19 protein-coding genes are annotated in these 24398 nt (G+C 69.8%); 14 read left to right on the top strand and 5 right to left on the bottom strand.

Translation table 11 applies throughout. The annotated features are described in order from the left end of the window. Positions 1-64: 64 nt before the first annotated feature. On the top strand, positions 65-904 hold the full coding sequence (gene aroE / locus ACW7G5_RS10585) for a shikimate dehydrogenase (RefSeq protein WP_457004318.1): 840 nt from the start codon (positions 65-67) through the stop codon (positions 902-904). A gap of 84 nt (positions 905-988) precedes the next feature. Here the strand turns inward: aroE and ACW7G5_RS10580 are convergent, their stop codons facing one another. Next, positions 989-1537 carry a gamma carbonic anhydrase family protein gene (locus ACW7G5_RS10580; protein WP_457004316.1) on the bottom strand — a complete coding sequence of 183 codons (549 nt, stop codon included), beginning with the start codon at positions 1535-1537 and terminating at the stop codon, positions 989-991. Positions 1538-1621: 84 nt separating this feature from the next. Here ACW7G5_RS10580 and xth point away from each other — a divergent pair, with 84 nt between their 5' ends. Then, positions 1622-2401 carry an exodeoxyribonuclease III gene (gene xth, locus ACW7G5_RS10575; protein WP_457004314.1) on the top strand — a complete coding sequence of 260 codons (780 nt, stop codon included), beginning with the start codon at positions 1622-1624 and terminating at the stop codon, positions 2399-2401. Between the two features lie 82 nt (positions 2402-2483). On the opposite strand, the gene ACW7G5_RS10570 is transcribed toward xth, so the two are convergent. Together ACW7G5_RS10570 and ACW7G5_RS10565 are read right to left on the bottom strand one after the other, a co-directional pair. Next, a complete protein-coding gene (locus ACW7G5_RS10570) occupies positions 2484-2741 on the bottom strand; it encodes a GlsB/YeaQ/YmgE family stress response membrane protein (protein ID WP_457004312.1) in 258 nt (85 codons plus the stop codon). Positions 2742-2829: 88 nt separating this feature from the next. Then, positions 2830-4209: an AMP-binding protein gene (locus ACW7G5_RS10565; RefSeq protein ID WP_457004311.1), complete on the bottom strand. Its 1380-nt coding sequence runs from the start codon at positions 4207-4209 to the stop codon at positions 2830-2832. Positions 4210-4324: 115 nt separating this feature from the next. Here ACW7G5_RS10565 and ACW7G5_RS10560 point away from each other — a divergent pair, with 115 nt between their 5' ends. The 12 genes from ACW7G5_RS10560 to ACW7G5_RS10505 all read left to right on the top strand — a co-directional run bounded on the left by ACW7G5_RS10560 (position 4325) and on the right by ACW7G5_RS10505 (position 21673). Beyond that, positions 4325-4918 carry a 4'-phosphopantetheinyl transferase family protein gene (locus ACW7G5_RS10560; protein ID WP_457004309.1) on the top strand — a complete coding sequence of 198 codons (594 nt, stop codon included), beginning with the start codon at positions 4325-4327 and terminating at the stop codon, positions 4916-4918. Between the two features lie 24 nt (positions 4919-4942). Beyond that, entirely contained in the window at positions 4943-5584 is a 642-nt protein-coding gene (rsmG, locus tag ACW7G5_RS10555; protein WP_457004307.1) for a 16S rRNA (guanine(527)-N(7))-methyltransferase RsmG, read from the top strand. A 67-nt stretch (positions 5585-5651) separates the two neighbouring features. Then, on the top strand, positions 5652-6440 hold the full coding sequence (locus ACW7G5_RS10550; protein ID WP_457004305.1) for a ParA family protein: 789 nt from the start codon (positions 5652-5654) through the stop codon (positions 6438-6440). Further along, complete coding sequence (locus ACW7G5_RS10545; RefSeq protein WP_457004303.1) at positions 6437-7369, top strand: ParB/RepB/Spo0J family partition protein; 933 nt, start codon at positions 6437-6439, stop codon at positions 7367-7369. The genes ACW7G5_RS10550 and ACW7G5_RS10545 overlap by 4 nt, the downstream gene beginning before the upstream one ends. 267 nt (positions 7370-7636) lie before the next feature. Continuing rightward, the gene (gene rpmB, locus ACW7G5_RS10540) at positions 7637-7873 is read left to right on the top strand and encodes a 50S ribosomal protein L28 (RefSeq protein ID WP_343276403.1); all 237 of its coding nucleotides are present in this window, start codon (positions 7637-7639) and stop codon (positions 7871-7873) included. Between the two features lie 10 nt (positions 7874-7883). Next, entirely contained in the window at positions 7884-8048 is a 165-nt protein-coding gene (rpmG, locus tag ACW7G5_RS10535; protein WP_133322566.1) for a 50S ribosomal protein L33, read from the top strand. A 215-nt stretch (positions 8049-8263) separates the two neighbouring features. Then, positions 8264-11722, top strand: a complete 3459-nt coding sequence (locus ACW7G5_RS10530; RefSeq protein WP_457004301.1) for a hybrid sensor histidine kinase/response regulator — start codon at positions 8264-8266, stop codon at positions 11720-11722. A gap of 127 nt (positions 11723-11849) precedes the next feature. After that, entirely contained in the window at positions 11850-12479 is a 630-nt protein-coding gene (locus ACW7G5_RS10525) for a hypothetical protein (protein ID WP_457004299.1), read from the top strand. 34 nt (positions 12480-12513) lie between these two features. After that, positions 12514-14388, top strand: coding sequence for a hypothetical protein (locus ACW7G5_RS10520; RefSeq protein WP_457004297.1), 1875 nt, complete (start codon positions 12514-12516; stop codon positions 14386-14388). Between the two features lie 61 nt (positions 14389-14449). Continuing rightward, entirely contained in the window at positions 14450-19801 is a 5352-nt protein-coding gene (locus ACW7G5_RS10515; RefSeq protein ID WP_457004295.1) for a DNA repair ATPase, read from the top strand. 2 nt (positions 19802-19803) lie between these two features. Continuing rightward, a complete protein-coding gene (locus ACW7G5_RS10510) occupies positions 19804-20550 on the top strand; it encodes a hypothetical protein (protein WP_457004293.1) in 747 nt (248 codons plus the stop codon). Positions 20551-20569: 19 nt separating this feature from the next. After that, the gene (locus ACW7G5_RS10505; protein WP_457004292.1) at positions 20570-21673 is read left to right on the top strand and encodes a toxic anion resistance protein; all 1104 of its coding nucleotides are present in this window, start codon (positions 20570-20572) and stop codon (positions 21671-21673) included. Between the two features lie 2 nt (positions 21674-21675). Here the strand turns inward: ACW7G5_RS10505 and ACW7G5_RS10500 are convergent, their stop codons facing one another. Both ACW7G5_RS10500 and acs read right to left on the bottom strand, forming a co-directional pair. Continuing rightward, on the bottom strand, positions 21676-22344 hold the full coding sequence (locus tag ACW7G5_RS10500) for a response regulator (protein ID WP_457004290.1): 669 nt from the start codon (positions 22342-22344) through the stop codon (positions 21676-21678). A 6-nt stretch (positions 22345-22350) separates the two neighbouring features. Further along, complete coding sequence (gene acs, locus ACW7G5_RS10495; protein WP_457004288.1) at positions 22351-24297, bottom strand: acetate--CoA ligase; 1947 nt, start codon at positions 24295-24297, stop codon at positions 22351-22353. Between the last annotated feature and the right edge of the window lie 101 nt (positions 24298-24398).

The raw sequence follows: 24398 nt of genomic DNA, 5'->3' as shown, positions 1-24398 counted from the left end.
GAGGCGTAGACTCGAACCCATCGGCGGTGCGCCATGTGCCGCCACGGCCACCCGGGAGGCAGTCATGAAGCACTACGCAGTGTTCGGGCATCCGGTCGCGCACTCGCTGTCGCCGCGCATCCACGCCGCCTTCGGCCGCGACGCCGACATCGCCATCGACTACGCCGCCATCGACGCCGACATCGGCGACTTCCGCACGCGCTTGGCGGAATTCGCCGAGCGCGGCGGCGCCGGCGCCAACGTCACCCTGCCGCTGAAGCAGGACGCGCTCGCGCTCTGCGCCGACACCACCGAGCGCGCGCGCCGCGCCGGCGCGGTCAACACGCTGGTGCGCAACGGCGAAGACTGGCATGGCGACAACACCGACGGCGAAGGCCTGGTTCGCGATCTCACCGGTCGCCACGCACTCGACCTGCGCGCGCGCCGCACACTCCTGATCGGCGCGGGCGGCGCCGCGCGCGGCGTCGCGCCCGCGCTGCTGGACGCCGGCATCGGCGACCTCTACATCGTCAACCGAACGTCGGCCCGCACCGACGCACTGGCCGACCTGCTCGGGCAACCCGGCCGCGTGCATCCGCGGCACATGGCCGACATCGGCACGCTGGGCGAGTTCGAACTGGTGGTCAACGCCACCTCGGCCGCGCGCAGCGGCGGCCTGCCGACCTTGCCGCGCTCGCTGGTCGGCCGGCGCATGGCCGCGGTCGACCTCAACTACGGCGAGGCCGCCGTTCCCTTCCTTGCCTGGGGCCGCGCCAGCGGCGCGTACGCCGTGGTCGACGGCCTGGGCATGCTGGTGGAGCAGGCGGCGCTGTCGTTCGCACGCTGGCACGGCGTGCGGCCGGAGACCGACGAGATCTACGGCGAACTGCGAGCGGAGCATGCGCACCTGGTCACTGCCGACTGACCCCTTGCCGCCTCTTCCGGCTTGCGTGGGAGCGATGCGACACGGCCGTAGTCGCTCCCACAGCCGTGCCAGGACACCACCGGCTCAACCGGCGGCGGCGAGGTATTCGTCCTTGAGCCGCACGTAGTGCGCGGCGCTGTACAGCAGGCCGTCCACCGCCGCGTCGTCGATCACGCGCACCATCTTCGCGGGGTTGCCGAGCCACAGCTCGCGGCTGCGCACCACCTTGCCCGGCGCCACCAGCGCGCCGGCGCCGACGTAGCCGTGGTCTTCGACCACCACCCCGTCCATCACCGTCGCGCCCATGCCGATCAGGGCACCGTTTCCGATACGGCAGGCGTGCACGATCGCGCCGTGGCCGATGGTGACGTCGTCGCCGATGAGGGTGGGATAGCCGTCCATGCGCGAATGCGGGCCGGCGTGGCTGACGTGGACGATGGTGCCGTCCTGCAGGTTGCAGCGCGCGCCGATGCGCACGAAGTTGACGTCGCCGCGGACGACGGTTGTCGGCCAGATGGAACTGTCGTCGCCGATCTCGACGTCACCGATGACGACGGCGGCCGGATCGACGTAGACGCGTTCGCCGAGTTTCGGCAGCGTGCCGCGGTAGGGTCTGATGTTGTTGTTGGCCATGGGCGGATTCTAGCCCGGCCATGATCGCGGCCATGAGCCAGGGCGTGTTTGCCCTGGACGCTACGGACCGACGATCATTGCCGCATGAAAATCGCCAGCTGGAACGTCAACTCCCTCAACGTCCGCCTGCCGCACCTGCAGCAGTGGCTGCAGGCCTTCGCGCCGGACGTGGTCGGCCTGCAGGAGACCAAGCTCGACGACGCGCGTTTCCCGGACGACGCGCTGGCCGCGCTCGGCTACCGCAGCGTGTTCCTGGGCCAGAAGACCTACAACGGCGTCGCCATCCTTGCCCGCGAGCGCGCCATCGCCGACGTGCAATACGGCATTCCCGGCTTCGAGGACGAGCAGAAGCGGGTGATCGCGGCCACCGTCGACGGCGTGCGCATCGTCAACCTGTACGTGGTCAACGGCCAGGACGTGGACACCGACAAGTACGCCTACAAGCTGCGCTGGCTGGCGGCGGTGCACGCCTGGCTGGCCGACGAGCTGCAGCGGCACCCGAAGATGGTGGTGCTGGGCGACTTCAACATCGCCCCGGACGCGCGCGACGTGCACGACCCGGAGGTATGGAACGACACCCACATCCTGACGTCCACGGCGGAGCGCGCCGCACTGCAGGCGCTGCTGGACCTCGGCCTGCACGATGCCTTCCGCCTGCACAACGACCAGGCGGGGGTGTTCAGCTGGTGGGACTACCGCCAAGCCGCGTTCCGCCGCGACCTCGGCCTGCGCATCGATTTCACCCTGGTGTCGGATGCGCTGCGGGATGCCGCGGTCGCCTCGGGCATCGACCGCGAACCGCGGACCTGGGAGCGCCCCAGCGACCACGCCCCCGCCTGGGTAGACCTCGCAATCCCCCAGTAGGAGCAGCTATAGCTGCTCCTACTGGAGAACGAGAAAGGCCCGGGAATCCCGGGCCTCCTCGAAACACGTCTGCGGCGGTGTGTCAGCGCACGCTGCCGCGCCGGAACAGGTTGACGATCGCGAGCAGCACGATCGCGCCGATCAGCGCGGTGATCAGGAAGCCGAGCCAACCGCCACCCAGGCCGAGGCCGAGCATGGGCAGCAGCCAGCCGCCCAGGAAGCCGCCGATGATGCCGATGATGATGTTCAGCAGGAGGCCCTGCTGGCCGTCGGTGCGCATGATGATGCTGGCAAGCCAGCCGGCGATGCCGCCGACAATGAGATAGACGATGAAATTCATGGATCCTCCGGATTGGTCCTCGCCGGTACGGCGCAACGCCAGTCTGGGGATTCACTCGTGATGGCGACGTGGGCGTTCGAGCGGCGGCTCATGCCCCCGAAAGCAGGTCCAGCAATGCCTGCCGCGGGAGCTTTCCGGTGTCGTTGCGCGGCAGCTTGTCCACCAGGCGCAGTGGCCGGGGCAGGAACACCGGATCCATTACCTGGCGCAGCGCGTCCCTGATCGCGGCCTCGTCCAGGCCCGGGGCCACCACCGCGGCGGCAAGCCGGGAGACGCCGCAGGCATCGGGCGCGAGCTGCATAAGCGCCGCGTCGCGGACGCCGTCGATCGCGAGCAGGCGATGGGTGAGGTCGCCCAGCGAGGCGCGCTTGCCGGCGATCTCCAGCAGGTCCGACTGCCGCCCGCGCAGCCGGAAGCGGCCGCCGGGCTGGAGTTCGACGATGTCGGCCAGCGCCACAGGTGCGTCCAGGTGCGCCGCATGCACCAGGGTGCCATCGGGCTGCGGCTGCAGCTCAACGTCGGGCAAGAGCGTCCAGGCCTCGTCGATGGCGGTGCGCCGGCGCGCGAGGATGCAGGTTTCGGTGGAGCCGAACAATTCGCGCACCTCGCAGCCGAAGGCGGCTTCCGCGGCCGCGGCCAGCGCCGGCGGCAGCGGCGCGGTGGAGGCGATGATGCCGGCCAGCGGCGGCAGCGCCACGCCGGATTCGACCAGCGCGCGCAGGTGCACCGGCGTGGTCACCAGCAGCGGCGGCAGCGGCGCGGCAGCCAGCGCGGCGGCGATGTCGACCGGGAAGAACGGACGCGCCTGGTGCACCGCCACGCCACCGGCCAGCGGCAGCAGCACCGACATCTCCATGCCGTACATGTGCTGCGGCGGCACGGTCGCCACCACGTGCGCGGTGGCGCCGGCGGGCAGCAGGCCGTCCAGCGCGGCCATGTTCTGCGCGGTGCTGGTGGCAAAGCTGCCCCAGGTCTTGCGATTGGCCTTGGGCGCACCGGTGCTGCCCGAGGTGTAGCCGATGGCGACAGTGGCCGAGTCGGGCAGCCGCGGCATGACACCGGCCAGGCGCGGCAGGACGTCGGGCAGGCGCAGGTAGTGCGGCAGCGGCGCCATGTCGGCGCAGCCACAGGCATCGGCATCGCCCAGGCAATAGCTGTCGGGGTGCCGGGCGCGGACCTCGTCGATCGCAGCGCGCGTGCGCGAAGGGGGCAGCAGTGTCACTTGGCCGCGCACGGCGGCGGCGGCAAACGCGACCAGGAAGCGGTAACGGTCCTCGCACAGGTTCACGGCGAATGGCTGCTCGGGCAGCAGCGCAGCGACGCCGCGCACTTCGGCAAGGAAATCCTCCAGCGCCACGCTGCCGCCCTGGCCATAGGCGACCGTGCGGCCCGGCGCACCGGCCGCAAGCGGCGACGATGGACCGGTGGCGACGTCCTGCCGTCCGTGGATGGTAATGACTGCCGACATGCGCTGCATTCTCCCGGACGCGCCTGCGCCCCCCTGTGTACGGACTGCCGATTCCCTCCGGCAGAGGCGGTACTTTACGCTGGTGGTCCGCCCCATCCAAAGGAATCCCGCACCGATGCCGCTGTCTGCAGGCCAGGTCCGGCTCGGCCCCGTCCGCTGCGCATGGCGACCCTATCGCCACGGCCAGCCGGCGGAGCCTCTGGTGCGGGACTGGCTGTCCAGCGAGCTCGCCGTCCCCGCCGCCAGCCTGTCGATCAGTCGCAGCGCGCACGGACGCCCGCAGCTGGGCCCGCCACACCAGGACTGGGACGCCAGCTGGAGCCACAGCGGAGTAGGCCTGCTGATGGCGCTGGCGCGCGGCTTTCGCGTGGGCATCGACATCGAGGTGAAGCGGCCGCGGCCCAAGGCCCAGGTCCTGGCCGACCGCTTCTTCGCGCCCGAAGAAGCCGCGGCCCTGGCGGTGATGCCCGATGCGACGCGCGAAGCGGCGTTCGTCCGCCTGTGGTGCGCGAAGGAGGCCGTGCTCAAGGCGCACGGCCAGGGCCTGTCCTTCGGCCTGCACCGGCTGGTGTTCGCGTGCGTGGGCGAGGCCTGGCAGCTGGCCGCCTGCGACCCCGCGCTGGGCGTCCCCGCCGACTGGACCCTGGAGACGTTCCGCCCGGCACCCGACTACCTGGCGACCGTGGCCTGGCGCACGCGCTGGACCTGACGCGGCGCCGCCTACAATGGCCGCATGCACACCGACCCCCACGCCGCGCTCGATGCCGGCCTTGCCGAGCTTGGCCTGGATCCCGCGCTGGCCCCGCCGCTGCGCCGCTACCTCGAGCTGCTGGCGCGCTGGAACCGCACCTACAACCTGACCGCCATCCGCGACCCGCGCGAGATGGTGACCCTGCACCTGCTCGATTCGCTGTCGATGCAGGCCCATGTGCGTGGCATCGCCAGCCTGGCCGACCTCGGCACCGGCGCCGGCCTGCCCGGCATCCCGCTGGCGATCGCGCTGCCCGGGCTGCAGGTCACCCTGGTCGAATCAAACGGCAAGAAGGCGCGCTTCCTGCGCGAGGCCGTGCGCACATTGGGACTCGCCAACGCGCAGGTGGCCGAATCGCGGGCCGAGGCCGTGGACATGCCCGGCGCTTTCGAGGCGATCACCGCGCGCGCCATGGCCACCCTGGCCGACATCCTCGCCGTCGGTGGCCACCTGCTCGCGCCCCGCGGCCGACTGCTGGCGATGAAGGGCGCGCGCCCGGAGGCCGAACTCGCCGCGCTGCCCGCGGGTTGGCAGGTCGAAGCCGTGCGTCCGCTGGCCGTGCCAGGGCTTGCCGCAGAACGCCACCTGGTGGTGGTGGGCCGCGCGGCGCCCGCCGGGGCATAATCACCGACCCGGTCACGATTCCGTTCCGGGTTCCCGCCGCACCCCTGCATCGAGGCAGACCGAGCCCATGGCCCGCATCATCGCCATCGCCAACCAGAAAGGCGGCGTCGGAAAGACGACCACGGCGGTGAACCTTGCCTCCGCGCTCGCGCAGACGCCCAAGCGCGTGCTGCTGGTCGACCTCGACTCGCAGGGCAACGCGACCATGGGCAGCGGCGTGGACAAGCGCGAGCTGGCCGCATCCACCTGCGACGTGCTGCTGGAAGAAGTCAGTGCCGTCGATGCCCTGGTGCGCACGCCCGAAGGCTTCGACCTGCTGCCCGGCAACACCGACCTGACCGCGGCCGAGATCGAGCTGATGGACGAGGAGGGTCGCGAGCAGCGCCTCAAGCGCGCGCTCGACCCGCTGCGCCCGAAGTACGACTACATCATCATCGACTGCCCGCCGGCGCTGTCGCTGCTCACGCTGAACGCGCTCACCGCCGCCGACAGCGTGCTGGTGCCGATGCAGTGCGAGTACTACGCGCTGGAAGGCCTGAGCTCGCTGCTGCAGACCATCGAGGCGCTGAAGCAGAAGCTCAATCCGGCGCTCGAGATCGAAGGCGTGCTGCGTACCATGTTCGACGTCCGCAACAACCTCACCAACGCGGTTTCGGCCGAGCTCGTCACCCACTTCGGCGACAAGGTCTTCCGCACCATCGTGCCGCGCAACGTGCGTCTGGCCGAAGCGCCCAGCCATGGCCAGAGCATCGTCGGCTACGACCGCGCCTCGCGCGGCGCCATCGCCTACCTTGGCCTTGCCGGGGAAGTGATCCGCCGCCAGCGCGAGCGCGAACAGAAGGAGAAGGCGGCATGACCGCAGCCAGGAAGCCGCCGGCCAAGGCCGGCGCGGCGAAGAAGCGCGGCCTCGGCCGCGGCCTTGAGGCCCTGCTCGGCCCCAAGGCCGCCGAAGACGCGCCGGCGCTCGAGGCGCGCCCCGGCGACGCCCTGCGCACCCTGCCCGTGGACGCGCTGGCGCCGGGCAAGTACCAGCCGCGGCGGCACATGGATCCGGCGAAACTGACCGAGCTTGCCGAATCAATCCGCGCCCAGGGCGTGATCCAGCCGATCGTGGTCCGCCGCCTGCCCGACCGCACCTACGAAATCATCGCCGGCGAGCGCCGCTGGCGCGCCTCGCGCGAAGCCGGCCTGGCCGAGATCCCGGTGGTGGTTCGCGAAGTCGACGACCGCACTGTGGTCGCGATGGCGCTGATCGAGAACATCCAGCGCGAGGACCTGAATCCGCTGGAAGAAGCGCAGGCCCTGCAGCGCCTGATCGACGAGTTCGACCTGACCCATGCCGCCGCTGCCGAAGCCGTGGGCCGCTCGCGCGCGGCGGTCTCCAACCTGCTGCGCCTGCTTGAGCTGCCGCCGGCGATCCGCGCACTGGTCGAGGCCCGGCGCCTGGAGATGGGCCACGCCCGCGCGCTGCTGACGCTGTCGCCGGAGCTGGCCAGCAAGCTTGCCGCCGACGCCGCCGAACACGGCTGGTCGGTGCGCGAGGTCGAGCATCGCGCCCAGCAGTTCGCCGCCGGCCGGGTGCCGACGACCGCGAAGAAAAAGGGCAGCGGCAGCACCGCACGCCCGCAGGCCGACATCGTGGCGCTGGAGAACGAGCTGTCCGGCGTCCTCGCGGCCAAGGTCACCATCGCCCATGGCCGCGGGAACAAGGGCAAGCTGGTGATCCATTACAGCGACCTGGATTCGCTGGACGGGGTGCTGGAGCGGCTGCGCGGCCAGCGCTGAGACACATCGCACGCCCTGGCCTGGGCCAGGAACGGGGTCGGGACCAGGAACGGGTCCGGGCTTGCCTTGGATGGGTGCGAACCCGCATAATGCTTGGCTCGCTGCGTCCGGCCGCCCCACAAGGCGGTCCCGGCGGCCCGGAATGCGATCCGGTGCCTGCCCGGCAGCAACCAATGACCCGCATCGCATGGCGCATCCCACACGGGAGTCGCCGGGGCCGCCGTCCCCCAGGCCATGGGGAACACCCAATCACCATCGAGGTGCGTTATGTCCCGAGTTTGCCAGGTGACCGGCAAGCGCGTGCAGACCGGCAACAATGTCTCGCACGCCAACAACAAGACCCGTCGCCGTTTCCTTCCCAACCTGCACGAGCGCCGGTTCTGGGTTGCCAGCGAGAACCGCTGGGTGAAGCTGCGCGTTTCCGCGGCTGCCATGCGCACCATCGACAAGAATGGCATCGACTCGGTCCTGTCCGAGCTGCGTGCCCGCGGCGAAAAGGTCTGAGGAGAACAACATGCCCAGCAAGCGCGACAAAATCCGCCTGATCTCTTCGGCCAACACCGGCCACTTCTACACCACCGACAAGAACAAGAAGAACACGCCCGGCAAGATGGAGATCAAGAAGTACGATCCCGTCGTCCGCAAGCACGTGATCTACAAGGAAGGCAAGATCAAGTAAGGCCCCGGCCTCACGCGATTTTCGAAAGGCCCGCCGCAAGGCGGGCCTTTTCGTTCGTGGCAGCGGCCATGACCGCGATGGCACGCGCTATCCTCCCCCGATGGCCCGTGGGAGCGGCTATAGCCGCGATTGACAGTCCCGGACCCCGATCGCGGCTGTAGCCGCTCCCACAAGACTGCGGGGTGGGCCTTCTTTCCTCGTGGAGGGGGACGCGGATGCTGCCGGGCTGGATCCTGTTGCTGGTGTCGCTGGGCTACGCGGCGCTGCTGTTCGCGGTGGCGTGGTGGGGCGACCGCCACCCGGTGCACATGCGCGCCGGCGGCACGTGGATGCGGCCGCTGGTCTACAGCCTGTCGTTGGCGGTGTACTGCTCGTCGTGGACGTTCTACGGTGCGGTCGGTAGCGCGGCCCACAACGGCATCGGCTACTTCGCGATCTACCTTGGTCCGCTGCTCATGCTGCTGTTCGGCTGGCGCATCCTCGAGCGCCTGGCGCTGATCGCACAGTCGCAAAGCACAGTGTCGATCGCCGACTTCATCGCCGCCCGCTACGGGCGCGCGCAGCGGCTGGCGGCCCTGGTCACCCTGATCGCTCTGATCGCCGCGGTGCCCTACCTCGCACTGCAGTACAAGGCGGTGGCGCTGAGCCTGCAGGTGCTCGGTGGCGGCGACGAGCTGCTGGCCAGCATCGGCGACCCGGCGCTGTACGTGGCCGTGCTGATGGCGCTGTTCGCGATCCTCTACGGCACCCGCCAGGTGGACGCCACCGAGCACCGCCCGGGCATGATGCTGGCCATCGCGCTGGAGTCGATGGTCAAGCTGGTGGCGCTGCTGTTCGTGGGCGTGTTCGCCGTGTTCTGGTTCTCCGGCAGCGAGCTCCAGCTGGCCGATGCCACGCGCACGCTGCTGGCCGAGGCCCCGCCGGTGGGCTTCATCGGCCAGACCCTGCTCGCATTCACCGCGATCATCTGCCTGCCGCGGCAGTTCCACGTCGCGGTGGTGGAATGCATGGACGTGGCCGACATCCGGCGCGCGCGCTGGATGTTCGGCAGCTACCTGGCGCTGGTGTCGCTGGCGGTGCTGCCGATCACCGCCGCGGGCCTGGCGATGTACGGCGACGGCTCGGTCGCTTCGGCGGACACCTTCGTGCTCGGGCTGCCGCTGGGCGAGGGCCGCGACCTGCTGGCGCTGTTCGCCTACGTCGGCGGCTTCTCCGCAGCCACCGGCATGGTGATCGTGTCCAGCGTGGCGCTGGCGACCATGGTCTCCAACGACCTCATCATGCCGCCGCTCTTGGCGCGGGGCTGGGCGCAGCGCCACGACGGCAACGTGGCCTCCACCGTGCTGTGGATCCGGCGCGCGACCATCGTCTGCCTGGCCGCACTGGCCTGGGGCTATTACCGGGTCAGCGGCAGCGACACCACGCTGGCCTCCTACGGGCTGATGTCGTTCGCGGCCGTGGCGCAGTTCGCGCCGGCGCTGATCGGCGGGCTGTACTGGCGCGGCGCCAGCCGCCAGGGCGTGGAGGCCGGCCTTCTGCTGGGCTTCGCGATGTGGCTCTACACGCTGTTGCTGCCCACGCTGACCGATGCGGGCTGGCTTGATGGCGCGTGGCTGCGCGACGGCCCCTTCGGCATTGGCTGGCTGCGGCCGCGCCAGCTGTTCGGGCTCGAAGGCTGGGACGCACTGACACACGGCACCTTCTGGTCGCTGCTGGTCAACGTCGGCGCGCTGCTCCTGGTGTCCGCGCGCTGGCGGCCGGGCTTCGAGGAACGGCTGCGGATCGCGCCCTTCCTCGATCCCTACGCCGCCGCGCAGCTCCCGCTGGGGACCGGCGTGCCTTACAGCTCGATGCAGGTTGGCGACCTGCTGGTCCTGGCCGGTCGCTTCGTCGGCGGCACCACCGCGCGCCGCGCCTTCGCCGACCACGCCGTCGCCAGCGGTCGCGAGCTGGAGCCGGCCACGCCCACCGACCGCGGCTGGGCCCAGTTCACCGAACGCCTGCTGGCCGCCGCGATCGGCGCCTCTTCGGCGCGGCTGGTGATGACCAGCGCGCTGAAGGGCTCCGGCATGGACGTGGCCGAAGTGGTCGCGGTGCTCGACGAGGCCGGCCAGGACCTGCGCTTCGACCGCGCCATCCTGTCGGCCACGCTCGACAACCTCGACCAGGGCGTGAGCGTGGTCGACCGCGGGATGCGCCTGGTGTCCTGGAACCTGCGCTATGCGGAGCTGTACGACTACCCCGAAGGCATGCTCTACGTCGGCCGCCAGGTGGCCGACCTGATCCGCTACAACGCGCTGCGCGGGGAACTCGGCGGCGGCAACCCCGACATCGAGGCCGAGGTCGAGAAGCGCATGGACTACATGCGCGCGGGTTCGCCCTACGTGTTCGAGCGCGTGCGCAGCAACGGCCAGGTGGTGGAGATGCGCGGCCAGCCACTGCCTGGCGGCGGCTATGTCACCAGCTACAGCGATGTCACCGAATACAAACGGGTGGAGCGCGAGCTGCGCGAGGTCAACGAAACGCTCGAGCAGCGCGTGGCCATCCGCACCCGGGAGGCCGAGGCCGCGCAGGCCTCGCGCACCCGCTTCCTGGCCGCGGTCAGCCACGACGTGCTGCAGCCACTCAACGCCGCGCGCCTGTTCGCCTCGGCGCTGCGCGAAAGCGAGACAGTGGCCGAGCAGCGCCACCTTGCCGAGCGCGTCGACACCTCGCTGCGCGCCGCCGAGGAGTTGCTGGAGGGCCTGCTTGACGTCTCCCGCCTGGATGCCGGGGCCCTGCAGCCGCAGCTGCTCGATTTCGACGCCGCCGAGCTGCTGGCGGAACTGGCCGCGCAGTACGCCCCGCTCGCCGCCGCGCGTGGCATCGACCTGCGCGTACATGCCCCGCGCCTGCCGGTGCGCAGCGACCGCCGCCTGCTGCGCCGCGTGCTTCAGAACTTCCTCGCCAATGCCTTGCGCTACACCCGCGAAGGCCGCGTGGTGCTGGCCGCGCGCGCCCGTGGCGAGGTGGTCGAACTGCAGGTCTGGGATACCGGCCCGGGCATACCCGAGTATCACCTGCAGCAGATCTTCGACGAGTTCTTCCGCATCGAACACCCCGAGAGCTGGGACGCGCAGGGCCTGGGCCTGGGGCTCTCGATCTGCCAGCGCATTTCCCATGTGCTCGACCATCCGCTTAACGTGAGCTCGCGCAGCGGCCGCGGCAGCATGTTCTCGATCAGCGCACCGCGCGCCGCCCACGCCGAGCCGCGACCGGCGGCCACGCCCGCGGCCGGGCTTCCGGATTCGCTCGAGGGCATGTGCGTGCTGTGCGTCGACAACGACGTCGACATCCTCGCCGGCATGGCGATGCTGCTGGGACGCTGGAAGATCGACGTGCTGCGTGCGACCACCGTGGACGAGGCGCTGGAGAAGATGGCCCAGGCACCCGACGTGCTGCTCGTGGACTACCACCTGCACGACCGGATGGATGGCCTGGACACGCTGGATGCACTGCGCGAGCACGGGCCGCGCGTACCCGGCGCGCTGGTGACCGCCGACGGCAGTGACCAGGTGAAGCGCGATGCGCGTGCCCGTGGCTACCGCGTGCTGACCAAACCGATCAAGCCGGCATCGCTGCGTGCGTTCCTGGCTGCGCAGCGGAGCGCACACGTGGCGGGTCATGTGCCCTGATGCCTCAAGACGGTCACATCCAACCATTCGTCCGCGTCCTGTACTGAACAGATGGCATCCGGGGCTGGCATCATGTCCGGCCCGGGGAACCGGCCGCTCGCATCGCATCGGCCGACAGGAGGGCAAGATGGAGGCATTCCTCACTACATCGCTTGAATTTCCGACGCTGCTCTACAGCGTCCTGCTTGGCGGCTGCCTGGCCTATTGGCTGCTGGCGTCCATCGGCCTGGTCGAGATCGACGGCCTCGACGCCCTCGACCTGGGCGTCGACGCCGAACCGGGCGGCATCGCCGGACTCTTCGGCCGCCTCGGGCTGGCCGGGGTGCCGACGATGCTGGTGGCCACCCTGGTGGTGTTCTTCGCCTGGCTGGCGACCTATTTCGTGCAGCTGCTGGTGCTGCAACACTTCCCCGGTCCGCTGCGCTGGCTGCTTGGCGCCGGCGTTGCCCTGCTCGCGCTGCCGCCGGCAGTCCTTGCCACGGCCACCGCGCTGCGGCCGGTCCGGCGCTGGCTGCTGCGCCTGCGCCCGCCGGCGGCCACCTCCCTGCTCGGCCGCGTGGCGGTGGTGCGCACCCCGGACGTGGACGCCTCGCACGGCATGGCCGATCTCGACGACGGTGGCGCCGGGCTGGTGCTGCAGGTGCGCGGGGACGTGGCGGCCGGGATGAAGCGCGGCGACCGGGTCGTCCTGATCGCACATGCGCTCGACAGAAACACCTGGAACGTCGTGCCCGAGCGCGACTACGAACACCTTTGATCGAAACGAACAAGACACGACTGGAGAAACATCGATGGAATTCGCCCTGTTCGCCCCCTTCCTGATCGGCATCGGCATGCTGTTGGTCGTGCTGGTCGGCATCGCCGGCCTGTTCAAGGCCTTCTACAAGAAGGTCGACCAGGGCACCGCCTTGATCGTGAACGACCTCAGCTCCACGCCCAAGGTGCGCTTCACCGGCGGGCTGATCATCCCGGTGCTGTACCGCGCCGAGTTGATGAAGATCAGCCTGATCACGCTGCAGATCGATCGCCGCGGCAAGGAGGGCCTGATCTGTCGCGACAACATGCGCGCCGACATCGCGGTGGCCTTCTACCTGCGTGTCAACGAGACCCAAGCCGACGTGCTGCGCGTGGCCAAGTCGTTGGGCGCCGACCGCGCCTCGGACAAGCACGCGGTCGACGAGCTGTTCAACGCCAAGTTCTCCGAAGCGCTGAAGACGGTGGGCAAGAAGTTCGAGTTCACCGACCTGTTCGAGAAGCGCCAGGAGTTTCGCGACGAGATCATCAAGGTCATCGGCAACGACCTCAACGGCTACGTGCTGGAAGACGTCGCGATCGACTACCTGGAGCAGACGCCCAAGCAGGTCCTGGATCCGAACAACATCCTCGACGCCGAGGGCATCCGCAAGATCACCGAGCTGACCGCGTCGCAGAACGTGATCACCAACGAGCTGTCGCAGAACGAGCACCTGGCGATCACCAAGAAGAACGTCGAGACCCGCGAGGCGACGCTGGCACTGGAACGCCAGCAGGCCGAGGCCGAGGCCCGCCAGAAGCGCGAGATCGAAACCATCCAGGCGCGCGAGACCGCCGAGACCTTGCGCGTGCAGGAAGAGCAGCGCCAGCTGTCCGAGAACGCACGCATCGAGGCCCAGCAGCTGATCGACATCCGCGACCAGAACCGCATGCGCGAGGTGGAGGTCGCCGAGCAGAACCGCCAGCGCGCGGTGGCCATCGAGGCCGAGCGCGTCGAGCGCGCGAAGCAGCTGGAGCAGGTCACCACCGATCGCGAAGTGCAGCTGCAGGGCGTCGAGCGCGACAAGGTCGTCGAGCAGGGACGGATGGACGTTGCCAACATCACCCGCGAGCGCATCGCCATCGACAAGACGGTGGCGCAGGAGGAGGAGCGCATCAAGGAAGTACGCGAAGTCTCCGAGGCCGACCGCCTGAAGCAGATCGCGATCCTCGACGCCGAGGCGCGCGCGCAGCAGGCGCTGCTTGAGCAGGTCAAGGAGGCCGAGGCCAGCGAGACCGCCGCCAGGCATCGCGCGGTTGAGATCACCACCCTGGCCCAGGCCGAGCTGGAGGCCGCGCACAAGCAGGCCGAGGCCAAGAAGTCCCTGGCCGAGGGCGTGCGCGCCGAGCAGGCGGCACCCGGCCTGGCCGAGGCCCAGGTCAAGGAAGCCGGCGCGATCGCGATCGAGAAGGTCGGCGTGGCCGAGGCCCGCGTGGTCGATGCCATGGCCGACGCCAACCTCAAGCAGGGCAAGACCGAGGCCACGATCCTGGCCGAGAAGCTGTTCGCCGAGGCCGAGGGCCTGACCAGGAAGTTCCTGGCCATCGACGCCCTGACCGACAACGCGCGCAGCCACGAGGAATACCGCATGGCGCTCGACACCAGCCTCAAGCAGGCGCTGGCCTCGATCGAGGCGGGCAAGGAAGTGTCGAAGGAGAACGCCGAGGTCGTCGCCACCGCGCTGCGCAACGCCAACATCGACATGGTCGGCGGCGACGGCGGCATGTTCGACAGCCTGATCAAGGCGATCTCGCTGGGCAAGTCGATCGAGGGCCTGACCGACAAGAGCCCGGTGGTGCAGGAGCTGATGCAGAAGTACCTGGGCGTCGGCGGCGGCCGCGCGCTGCCCGCGAACAGCGGCGAGCCTCGCTGACCCGGCACGCCCGCGTGGCGATCCGCGCGGGCGCCATCGCAGTACAGGAATGACGCAGTCGATGACCGAACCGAACCCGACCACCGATCCCGCGCAAGCCGCAGCCGAGGCCGGCGCCGGCAATGCCGCCGCAGTCGACCAGGCCGTCACCCAGGGTGGCGCCTACGAAGTGCTCAGGCGCCGCCTCGCCGAACAGGGCGCACAGCTCCGCGGCATCGTCGACGGGCTCAACGCCCGCCGCCTGGAGGAATTCGGCGACAGCCGGATGGAGGTCGCCGGACGCTTCCGCATCCGCACCGAGAACAACTGCGTCGGCCGCGACATCGTCCAGGTCGGCGACGACCTGCTGCTGTTCGGCTACAACGTCTACCTCGGCCTGAAGACGCGGACCCGGATCGAGGACGTGTTCGGCCTGTACCGGCTGGTCGAAGGCCCCGACGGCTACGACGTGACCCCGGTCGACTTCAGGGACACGCTCCTCGCCGATCCCGGCTTCGTCCACGACTTCACCGAGCTCTACGCCTACTACAAGCACGCGCGCCTGCTCCAGCTGATCGTGCGCGACGGCAAGCTGCTGGCCGCGTTCCAGATCGGCGAGCGCAGCAGCGACGTGCGCGTGTTCCGCTGGGCGATCTCCAGCCGCGGCGAATTCACCTGGATCGACTCCCGCGGCGAGCGCGACATCGCGCTGCCGCCGGCCTTCGACTTCGAATGGTCCCGCGCAACCCGCGACCTCGAGGAGACCGGGCGCCATCCGCACCTCAACATCCTCGACACCGTCTTTGTCGAGACCACCGGCGGCGACCTGACGGTCAAGGTCGAGAACAACACCGAGACCGGCCAGGGCGTGTACAGCGAGCCGGTGGAGGACGCGACCCAGTCGCTCGACGACGCCACGATCGACTTCGCGCGCGTCGGCTCGCTGGTGCTGCTGAAGATCCTGCCCTACCGCGAGACCGAATGGCGCGGCCTGGTCTACAACACGATCACCGGCACCGTGACCCGCATCGACGCCATCGTGCAGGCCTGCGTGCAGCTCCCCGAGGACCACGGCATCGTGTTCCCTGGCGGCTACTACCTGCAGAACGGCGAGCACAAGGCCTTCGACGCGCAGATGGACGGCATGCAGTACCGCCGCAGCATCCGCTCGCCCAACGGCGAGGACGTGATGTACGTCTTCTACCACCGCGAGGCCGGGCGTTCGGCGTTGTTCGTCTACAACTCGATCCGGCGCGCGCTGCAGAACCCGGTGTTCGGCCACGGCTATGCGCTGCTGGCCGACGGGCGCATGGTGCTGTTCCACGCCGAGGGCGACGCGCCGACCCGCATCCACCCGATGCAGGTCTGGCGGACGCCGTTCACCAGCGAGGAGTTCGCCGCCCGGCGCCCGCCGGGCACCAGCTTCATGGGCCGGATCGGCAACGCCGCCCTGGTGCGCGGCGTCTCCGACCTGCTGGAGTTGGCGCGCACGATCGACGAACCACGGGCCTCGCTGCAGCGCTACCAGCTGCTGGTCGACGACGCGCGGCGCATGTTCGACGCGCACCACTGGATCGACGACGCACACTGCGAGGGCGCCGCGGACCTGCTGCACGCAATCAGCGCCACCGGCGAATCGGTGCTCGACGAGTACGAGAAGGTCGAGGACATCCGCCGCCAGTCCGGCGCCGCCATCGCCGAGGCGAACGCGGAGCAGAAGGCCCTGCTCGGACGGCTGCGGCCGGAGAACTGGGCCGGCATCGGCGAATACGTCGACGCGCTGCGCGACATCTCGCGCCAGCGCGGCCACCTGCTGACCGTCCGCGACCTCCGCTACATCGACACCGCCGCCATCGACGCGATGGGCGCGGAGCTGCAGGAGGCGCACGACGCCATCGGCGCCGCCACCGGCGGGTTCCTCGGCGGCGACAAGGCGCTGCAGCCCTTCCATGAGCGCCTGAAGCAGCTTGATGCGGACGCGCAGGCGGCGGAGACCGCACGCACACTGGCCGAGGCGCTCGACGGCCTGCGCGCGATGTCCGCCGAGCTCGACATGCTGTCCGAGCTGATGGCCAGCCTGAAGGTCGACGACGCCACCCGGCGCACGGCCGTGGTCGAGGCGATCTCCGCGATCTATGCGCGCCTGAACCAGACCCGCGCGCGCGCGGAACAGAAGCGCCGCAGCCTGGGGTCGGCCGAGGCCGTGGCCCAGTTCGGCGCGCAGTTCACCCTGTTCGGCCAATCGATCGCCAGCGCCCTGGGCCTGGCCACCGACCCGGAGCGCGCCGACGAGCAGCTGTCGCGGCTGATGGTCCAGCTGGAGGAGCTGGAGAGCCAGTTCGGCGAGCACGAACAATTCCTGGGCGACATCCTCGCCAAGCGCGAGGAGTTGCTGGACACCTTCGAGGGGCACAAGCAGACGCTCCTCGACGACCGCCAGCGCCGCGCACAGGCGGTGTTCGACGCCGCCGCGCGTATCCTCGACGGCCTGCCGCGGCGCACCGAGCGTTTCGCAAGCGCCGACGAGCTCAACGCCTTCTTCGCCGGCGACCCGCTGATCCTCAAGCTGCGCGAGCTGGCGGACCGGCTGCGTGCGCTGCGCGACAGCGTCAAGGCCGACGACGTCGAGGCACGGCTGAAGGGCGTGCGCGACCAGGCGGTGCGCAGCCTGCGTGACCGCAGCGACCTGTTCGAGGACGGCGGCAATGTCATCCGCCTCGGCCCGCGACACCGCTTCAGCGTCAACACCCAGCCGCTGGACCTGACCATCCTGCCGCGGGGCGACGCACTGGCGATCCACCTGACCGGTACCGACTACTACGAAACCATTCACGACGACGAGCTCCAAGCGCTGCGCGACTGGTGGCAGGTGGCGCTGGAATCCGAGTCACCTGCGCTGTATCGCGGCGAATACCTGGCCGGCCTGGTGCTGGACGCCGCGGTCGCCGGGCGCGACAACCTCGACATGGACGCCCTGGACAAGGCCGCCGCCGACCCGGAGGCCCTGGAGCGCCTGGTCCGCGACTTCGCGGCTCCGCGCTATCGCGAAGGCTACGAGAAGGGCATCCACGACCACGATGCCGCCCTGCTGCTCCGCGCCCTGCTGCCGCTGCACCGCAATGCCGGCGCCCTGGTGCACGCGCCGGCCGCGCGCGCGCTCGTGCTGGTCGCCTGGCAGCAGCTGCAGGGCGATGCCGAAGCAAAGGCCTGGCCGCAGCGCGCCGTCGGCGCAGAGGCCGTGCACACCCTGTTCGGTTCGCGCGAAGGACTGGACGCGCTGCGCGGGGACATCGCGACAACTCTGGGCACCTTCGTCGCCGACCACGCGCTCCCCGTCGACGCCTCGCTGGCCGGCATCGGCGCCGACTACCTGGTCGAAGAGCTGCGCAGCGGCGACCCGACCTTCGGCTTCAGCCACTACGCGCGCGACCTGGTCGACGCGCTGCGCGCGAAGCTGCAGGCCGCGGACATGGAGGACAGCTTCGACCGCTCGCTGGAGCGCCTGGCCGCCCGCCCCGCCGCGCAGTGGGCGCTGGCGGCACAGTGGCTGCAGGCGATGTGCGCGCAGGGCGCGTACGCCGAGCTCGCCGGCTACGTGCCGGAAGCCATCGCCCTGCTGCTCACCGGGCGCGCGCTGCGCCACCGCATCGTCGACACGACCCTGATCGCGCGGGTAGAGGGCCTGCTCGGCGAACACCCGCGCATGGCCGGCGGCCGCATGGCCCTGCCCATCGACGACTTCCTGCTGCGCTTCCGCCGGCACCGCAGCCACTTCATCCCGGGATTCGAGGGCTACCAGGCGATTCGCCAGCGCATCGCCAGCCGCGAGCGCGAGGCGCTGCGCCTGTCCGAATTCAAGGCGCGGCCTCTGAGCTCCTTCGTCCGCAACCGCCTGCTCGACGAGGTCTACCTGCCGATCATCGGCGACAACCTCGCCAAGCAGATGGGCACCGTGGGCGAGAACAAGCGCAGCGACCTGATGGGTCTTTTGATGCTGATCTCGCCGCCCGGCTACGGCAAGACCACGCTGATGGAGTACGTGGCCGACCGCCTGGGCCTGGTTTTCATGAAAATCAACGGCCCGGCGCTGGGGCACGAGGTGAAGTCGCTGGACCCGGAGCAGGCGCCCGACGCCACCTCGCGCCAAGAGCTGGAAAAACTCAACCTGGCGCTGGAGATGGGCAACAACACGATGCTGTATGTCGACGACATCCAGCACACCCATCCCGAGTTCCTGCAGAAGTTCATCTCGCTGTGCGACGGCACGCGCCGCATCGAGGGTGTATGGAAGGGGCGCACGCGCACCTATGACATGCGCGGCAAGAAATTCTGCGTGGTGATGGCCGGCAACCCCTACACGGAGTCCGGCGAGGTGTTCCGGATCCCGGACATGCTTGCCAACCGCGCCGACATCTACAATCTCGGCGACGTGCTTGGCGGCATGGAAGAGGCGTTCAAGCTCAGCTACATCGAGAACAGCCTGACCTCGAGCCCGGTGCTGGCCCCACTGGCCACGCGCGAGCTGTCCGACCTGCACCTGCTGGCCGACAAGTCCTCGGGTCACGACGTTTCCACCAACAACCTTTCGCACGTCTACAGCGGCGCCGAGGTCAACGAGATCGTGGCCACGCTGCAGCGGCTGATGCAGGTGCGCGACGTGGTCTACCGCGTCAACCAGCAGTACATCGCCAGCGCCGCGCAGTCCGACCGCTACCGCACCGAGCCGCCGTTCAAGCTCCAGGGCAGCTACCGCAACATGAACAAGCTGGCGGAAAAGGTCTCGCCGGTGATGAACGCCGCCGAGCTGCAGCAGCTGATCGCCGACCACTACATGGGCGAGTCGCAGCTCTTGACCACCGGCGCCGAGGAGAACCTGCTCAAGCTGGCCGAGCTGCGCGGCACGATGACCACGGAGCAGTCCGCGCGCTGGGAGCAGGTCAAGCGCGACTTCCTGCGCAACAAGGCCATGGGCGGCGAGGATGCCGACACCGGCGCCCGCGTGGTCGCTCAGCTGGCCGACATCGCATCCGGCCTGCAGTCGCTGCAGGACCTGCGCGCCGGCGCCCCGGCGCAGGCCGAGGTGCCATGGGACGCGCTACTTGCATCGCTGCAGGCAAATGCCGTCCGCTCCGCCGATGCCTTGACCGATACCGGTGCCACCGACACGCCCTGGCTGCAGGCGCTTCCCGAAGCGATGCGCGGCGCGTTCGAGCCGATGCTCGCGCACCTGTCGCAGGGCCAGGACAGGCAGGCGGAGCTCAACGTCGCGCTGGTGAAGCTCCTCGACCTGCTGCGCACGAAGCTGGCCGACGCCCCGGCCCCTGGCAGCGCGCCAACGCGGCGCAGGCGCACTCCCACCGCGCAGGAGATCGAGCTGGAGGAACTGCTGCGCCAGCTGCGCATCCGCAACGGCGAAAAGCCGGACGAGGTCTGAGCATGGCCAATGGGCAAGGGGATCCGCCCGTCGATCTCGATGATGCGCTGGCCGTGCTGCACTATGGGCAGGATGCGCTGGACAGTGGACTCGAAGCGCGGGTCACCGCCGCGCTCGACCACGCCGACGCGGCCGCCCTCGTGGCGTGCCTGGAGGATCTGCGTCGCGCCCTGCAAGCCCATGACCCGCGCAGCGCGCGCCGCGGCGTGGGCCTGGTCGGACGGCTCATGGGCCGCGACGTGCTGGCTGAATCGGAGGCCGTGGCGCTGCGCACGCGCATGGGCACCCTGGTCGCCGCGGCCGACCGCAGTGCGGCTGCGCTGGAAGCACGTGGAGTCATCCAGCAGCAGTTGCAGGCCAGGACCGAAGCCGCCATCACCGGCCTCGATTCCGCGATCTCGCGTGCCCGCGACTGGCTGGATGCGCATGCGGATGCCGGCGCAACCACCGATGCCGCCCCGCCAGGCACGGCAGCCCCGGGGCGCGCGAACCTCGAGCGCCGCCTGGGACAGCTCGCCACCGTGCAAACCGCGCGACAGCTCGGCCTGCGCCAGCTGGAACTGCTGCATGCGCAAGACCTCGAACTGCTCGCACGCTACCGGCGCATCCGCGACGTCCTGCTTCCCGCCTGGCGCCAGCAGGCGCTGGCCGAGGCCGGCACGTCGGGCCGTCGCCGCGCCGGCGATGCCGCCAAAGCCTGGGCGGCCATCGAGTCCGAAGTGGACGCGATGGCCGGTAAACTCGATTGATCCATCACGGAGAACCCGCATGAGCCAGGACCCCACGGACCACGGCGCCCTCGTCCCCGCCGCCGACGTGCTCGACGACGCCACGCTCAAGACCCTCGGGCTGACCACGGCCGACGCCGGCGCCATCGCCGAGATCGGCAAGTCCCTACAGGACATCACGCCCGGCAACCTGCATGTCTTCGGCCGCGAGGCCGCGGGCAAGACCGCGGCCTTCTCCAGCCAGATGCTTGACCAGGTGCGCAACCGCGACCTCGACGAGGCCGGCGACAAGCTCGGCGAAGTCGTGCGCATCGCGCGTTCGCTGGATCTGGAGAGCTTCGCCGGGCGTTCCAAGGTGCCGGTGATCGGCGGCCTGATCGACCGCATGCGCGCGTCGAAGGACGACCTGGTGCAGAAGTTCGGCAGCACCAACCAGCAGATCGAGCAGCTGATGCGCGACGTGGCGCAGAAGCAGGGCACCCAGGCGCAGCGCGTGGGCGAGTTCGACCGCATGCACGACATCGTCCGCGACGAGCGCCACGCGCTGGGGCTGCACGTCGCTGCCGGCAAGGTTCGCCTGGCCGAACTGGCCGCCGAGCAGCAGTCGCTGGCCGGCCAGGAAGACCCGGCCTCGCGCGACCGCCGCGCCGGGGTCGAGAACGCGATGCGCCTGCTCGACAAACGCGTCGGCGACCTGACCGTGATGCAGCACGCCGCCGATCAGTCACTGCCGATGATCCGTTTGATCCAGGCCAACGCGATCCAGCTGATCGAGAAGTTCAACGCGGTGCGCAACATCACGATCCCGTCTTGGAAGCGCCAGTTCGCGATCCAGCTCTCGCTCAACGAGCAGAAGAACGCGGTCGAGCTCTCGAACGCGATCGACGATGCCACCAACGAGATCATGCGCAGGAACGCCGACATGATGCGGCAGACCTCGGTCGAGACCGCGAAGGCGAACCAGCGCGCGGTGATCGACATCGGCACCCTGCGCCACGTCCACGAACAGCTGATCCAGACCGTGGAAGAAGTCCGCACCATCCATCGCGACGGCATGCAGGCCCGTCGCCAGGCCGAGGTCGAGCTGGTGCAGCTGCGCGAGGACGTGCAGAAGCGACTGGTCGCCCCCGCGCAGGAAGGCTGAGCTCAGTCGCCTTCGTCGGGCTGCGGCGCGATCGCGCCGGGCTCCAGGGCAAGCTTGCCGGCGATCAGCACCGCCTGGGTGCGGTTGCTGGCGCCAAGCTTGCGCAGGACCGCGGTCATGTGGGCCTTGACGGTGGCCTCGGATACATCCAGCTCCCACGCGATCTGCTTGTTGAGCAGGCCCATGCCCAGCATCTGCAGCACGCGGAACTGCTGCGGGGTGAGGTCGGCCACGCGCTTGGCGGCGTCGTGCTCCTCCGCACCCGCGGCCGGGGCGGCAAGCGCGGCCGCCGGCGCCCAGCGGTCGCCGTCCAGCACCTGCGCCAGCGCCCGGCCCAGCGTGGCCGAGTCCACCGACTTGGGGATGAAGCCCATGGCGCCGTGATCCAGCGCGCGGCGCATCACCGCAGGCTCCTCGCGCGCGGACACCACCACCACCGGGAGCTCCGGGTGCTGCGCGCGCAGGTGCACCAGGGCGCTGAAGCCCTGTGCACCCGGCATGTTGAGGTCAAGCAGCAGCAGATCGGCGTCGGGCTCGGACTCCACCAGGGCGTAGAGCTTGTCGACGTTATCGGCTTCGCGCAGGGTGGCCTCGGGCATCACGCGTGCAACGACCCCCCGCAGCGCTTCGCGGAACAGGGGGTGGTCGTCGGCGATCAGCAGGGTGGCCACGTGCGCTCACGCACCCCGTCGGTTGCCCAGCAGCGCGTCGACCACGGACGGGTCGGCGAGCGTACTGGTGTCACCGAGCTGGTCGGGCGCGTTCTCGGCGATCTTGCGCAGGATGCGCCGCATGATCTTGCCCGAACGCGTCTTCGGCAGCACCGGCGCCCACTGCAGGAAGTCGGGCGAGGCGATCGGGCCGATCTCCTTGCGCACGTGCGCGACCAGCTCCTTGAGCAGTTCGTCGCTTTCGACCTCGCCCGCGATCAGGGTCACGTAGGCGTAGATGCCCTGGCCCTTGATGTCGTGCGGGAAGCCGACCACGGCGGCCTCGGCCACCTTGGGATGCAGCACCAGCGCGCTTTCCACTTCCGCGGTGCCGATGCGATGGCCGGACACGTTGATCACGTCGTCGACGCGGCCGGTGATCCAGTAGTAGCCGTCGGCATCGCGGCGCACGCCGTCGCCGGTGAAGTAGCTGCCGGGATAGGCGGCGAAGTAGGTGTCGAAGAAGCGCTGGTCGTCGCCATAGACGGTGCGCATCTGGCCGGGCCAGGAGTCCATGATCACCAGGTTGCCCTCGGCCTCGCCCTCCAGGATGTTGCCGGCGGCGTCCACGATCGCCGGCTGCACGCCGAAGAAGGGCTTGGTGGCCGAACCCGGCTTGGTCGCCCAGGCGCCGGGCAGCGGCGAGATCAGGATGCCGCCGTTCTCGGTCTGCCACCAGGTGTCGACGATCGGGCAACGGCCGTCGCCGACCACGTCGTTGTACCAGCGCCAGGCCTCGGGATTGATCGGCTCGCCGACGCTGCCCAGGAGGCGCAGCGACTTGCGCGAGGTGCGCTTCACCGGCTCGTCGCCCTCGCGCATCAGAGCGCGGATGGCGGTCGGGGCCGTATAGAAGATGGTGACCTGGTGCTTGTCGATGACCTGCCAGAAGCGCGAGGCGTCCGGATAGCTGGGCACGCCCTCGAAGATCAGCGAGGTGGCGCCGTTGGCCAGCGGCCCATAGACGATGTAGCTGTGGCCGGTGACCCAGCCGACGTCGGCGGTGCACCAGTAGACGTCGTCTTCCTTGAGGTCGAACACGCACTCGTGGGTGTAGGCGGCGAACAGCAGGTAGCCGCCGGTGGTGTGCAGCACGCCCTTGGGCTTGCCGGTGGACCCCGAGGTGTAAAGGATGAACAGCGGGTCCTCGGCGTTCATGCGCTCGGGCTCGCAGGTGTCCGGCTGGCCGTCGACCACGGCGTCGTACCAGCGGTCGCGCGGCATCTGCATGTCGACCGCGCCGCCGGTATGGCGCACCACCAGCACCGTCTCGACGGTGGTGGTGCCCGGCAGCTTGAGCGCGGCGTCGACGTTCGCCTTCAGCGGCACCCTCTTGCTGCCGCGCAGGCCCTCGTCGGCGGTGATGATGAGCTTGGCGCCGCTGTCGCCGACGCGATCTGCGATCGAGTTGGCAGAGAAGCCGCCGAAGACCACGTTGTGCACCGCGCCGATGCGCGCACAGGCAAGCATGGCGACGGCCGCTTCGACGATCATCGGCAGATAGATGGTGACGCGGTCACCCTTGGCGATGCCGAGGCTGCGCAGGGCGTTGGCCAGGCGGCAGACGCGGGCGTGCAGCTCGCGGTAGCTGACGCGCCTGGCCTCGCCATCGGGGCTGTCGGGCTCGAATACCAGCGCGGTCTTGTCCCCGCGGGTGGCGAGATGGCGGTCGAGGCAGTTCACGCTGACGTTGAGCTCGCCATCGGCGAACCAGCGGATCCTGAAGTCCTCGCGGTCGAAGCTGACGTCGCGGATGCGGGTCGGCGGCTTCATCCAGTCCAGGCGCCCGGCGATGCGGCCCCAGAACGCGTCGGGATCGCGGATGGACTCGGCGTAGTCGCGGTCGTAGTCAGCCTGCGTGACGTTGGCCTGCGCGGCGAAGTCCTCGGGGACGGGGTAGATATCTTCGGACATGGCGGCTCACCCTCTGGAACGTGTACAGGTCAGTTTGCCGCATTGCCAGGCGGCGCGGTTTTTAGACCTTGGTCTATTCACCGCCCCGCGCGGGCGACGCA

Source organism: Luteimonas sp. A501 (assembly GCF_054052085.1).
The sequence above is the reverse complement of the archived record's forward strand: the minus strand, read 5'-3'. Positions and strand labels throughout refer to the sequence as shown.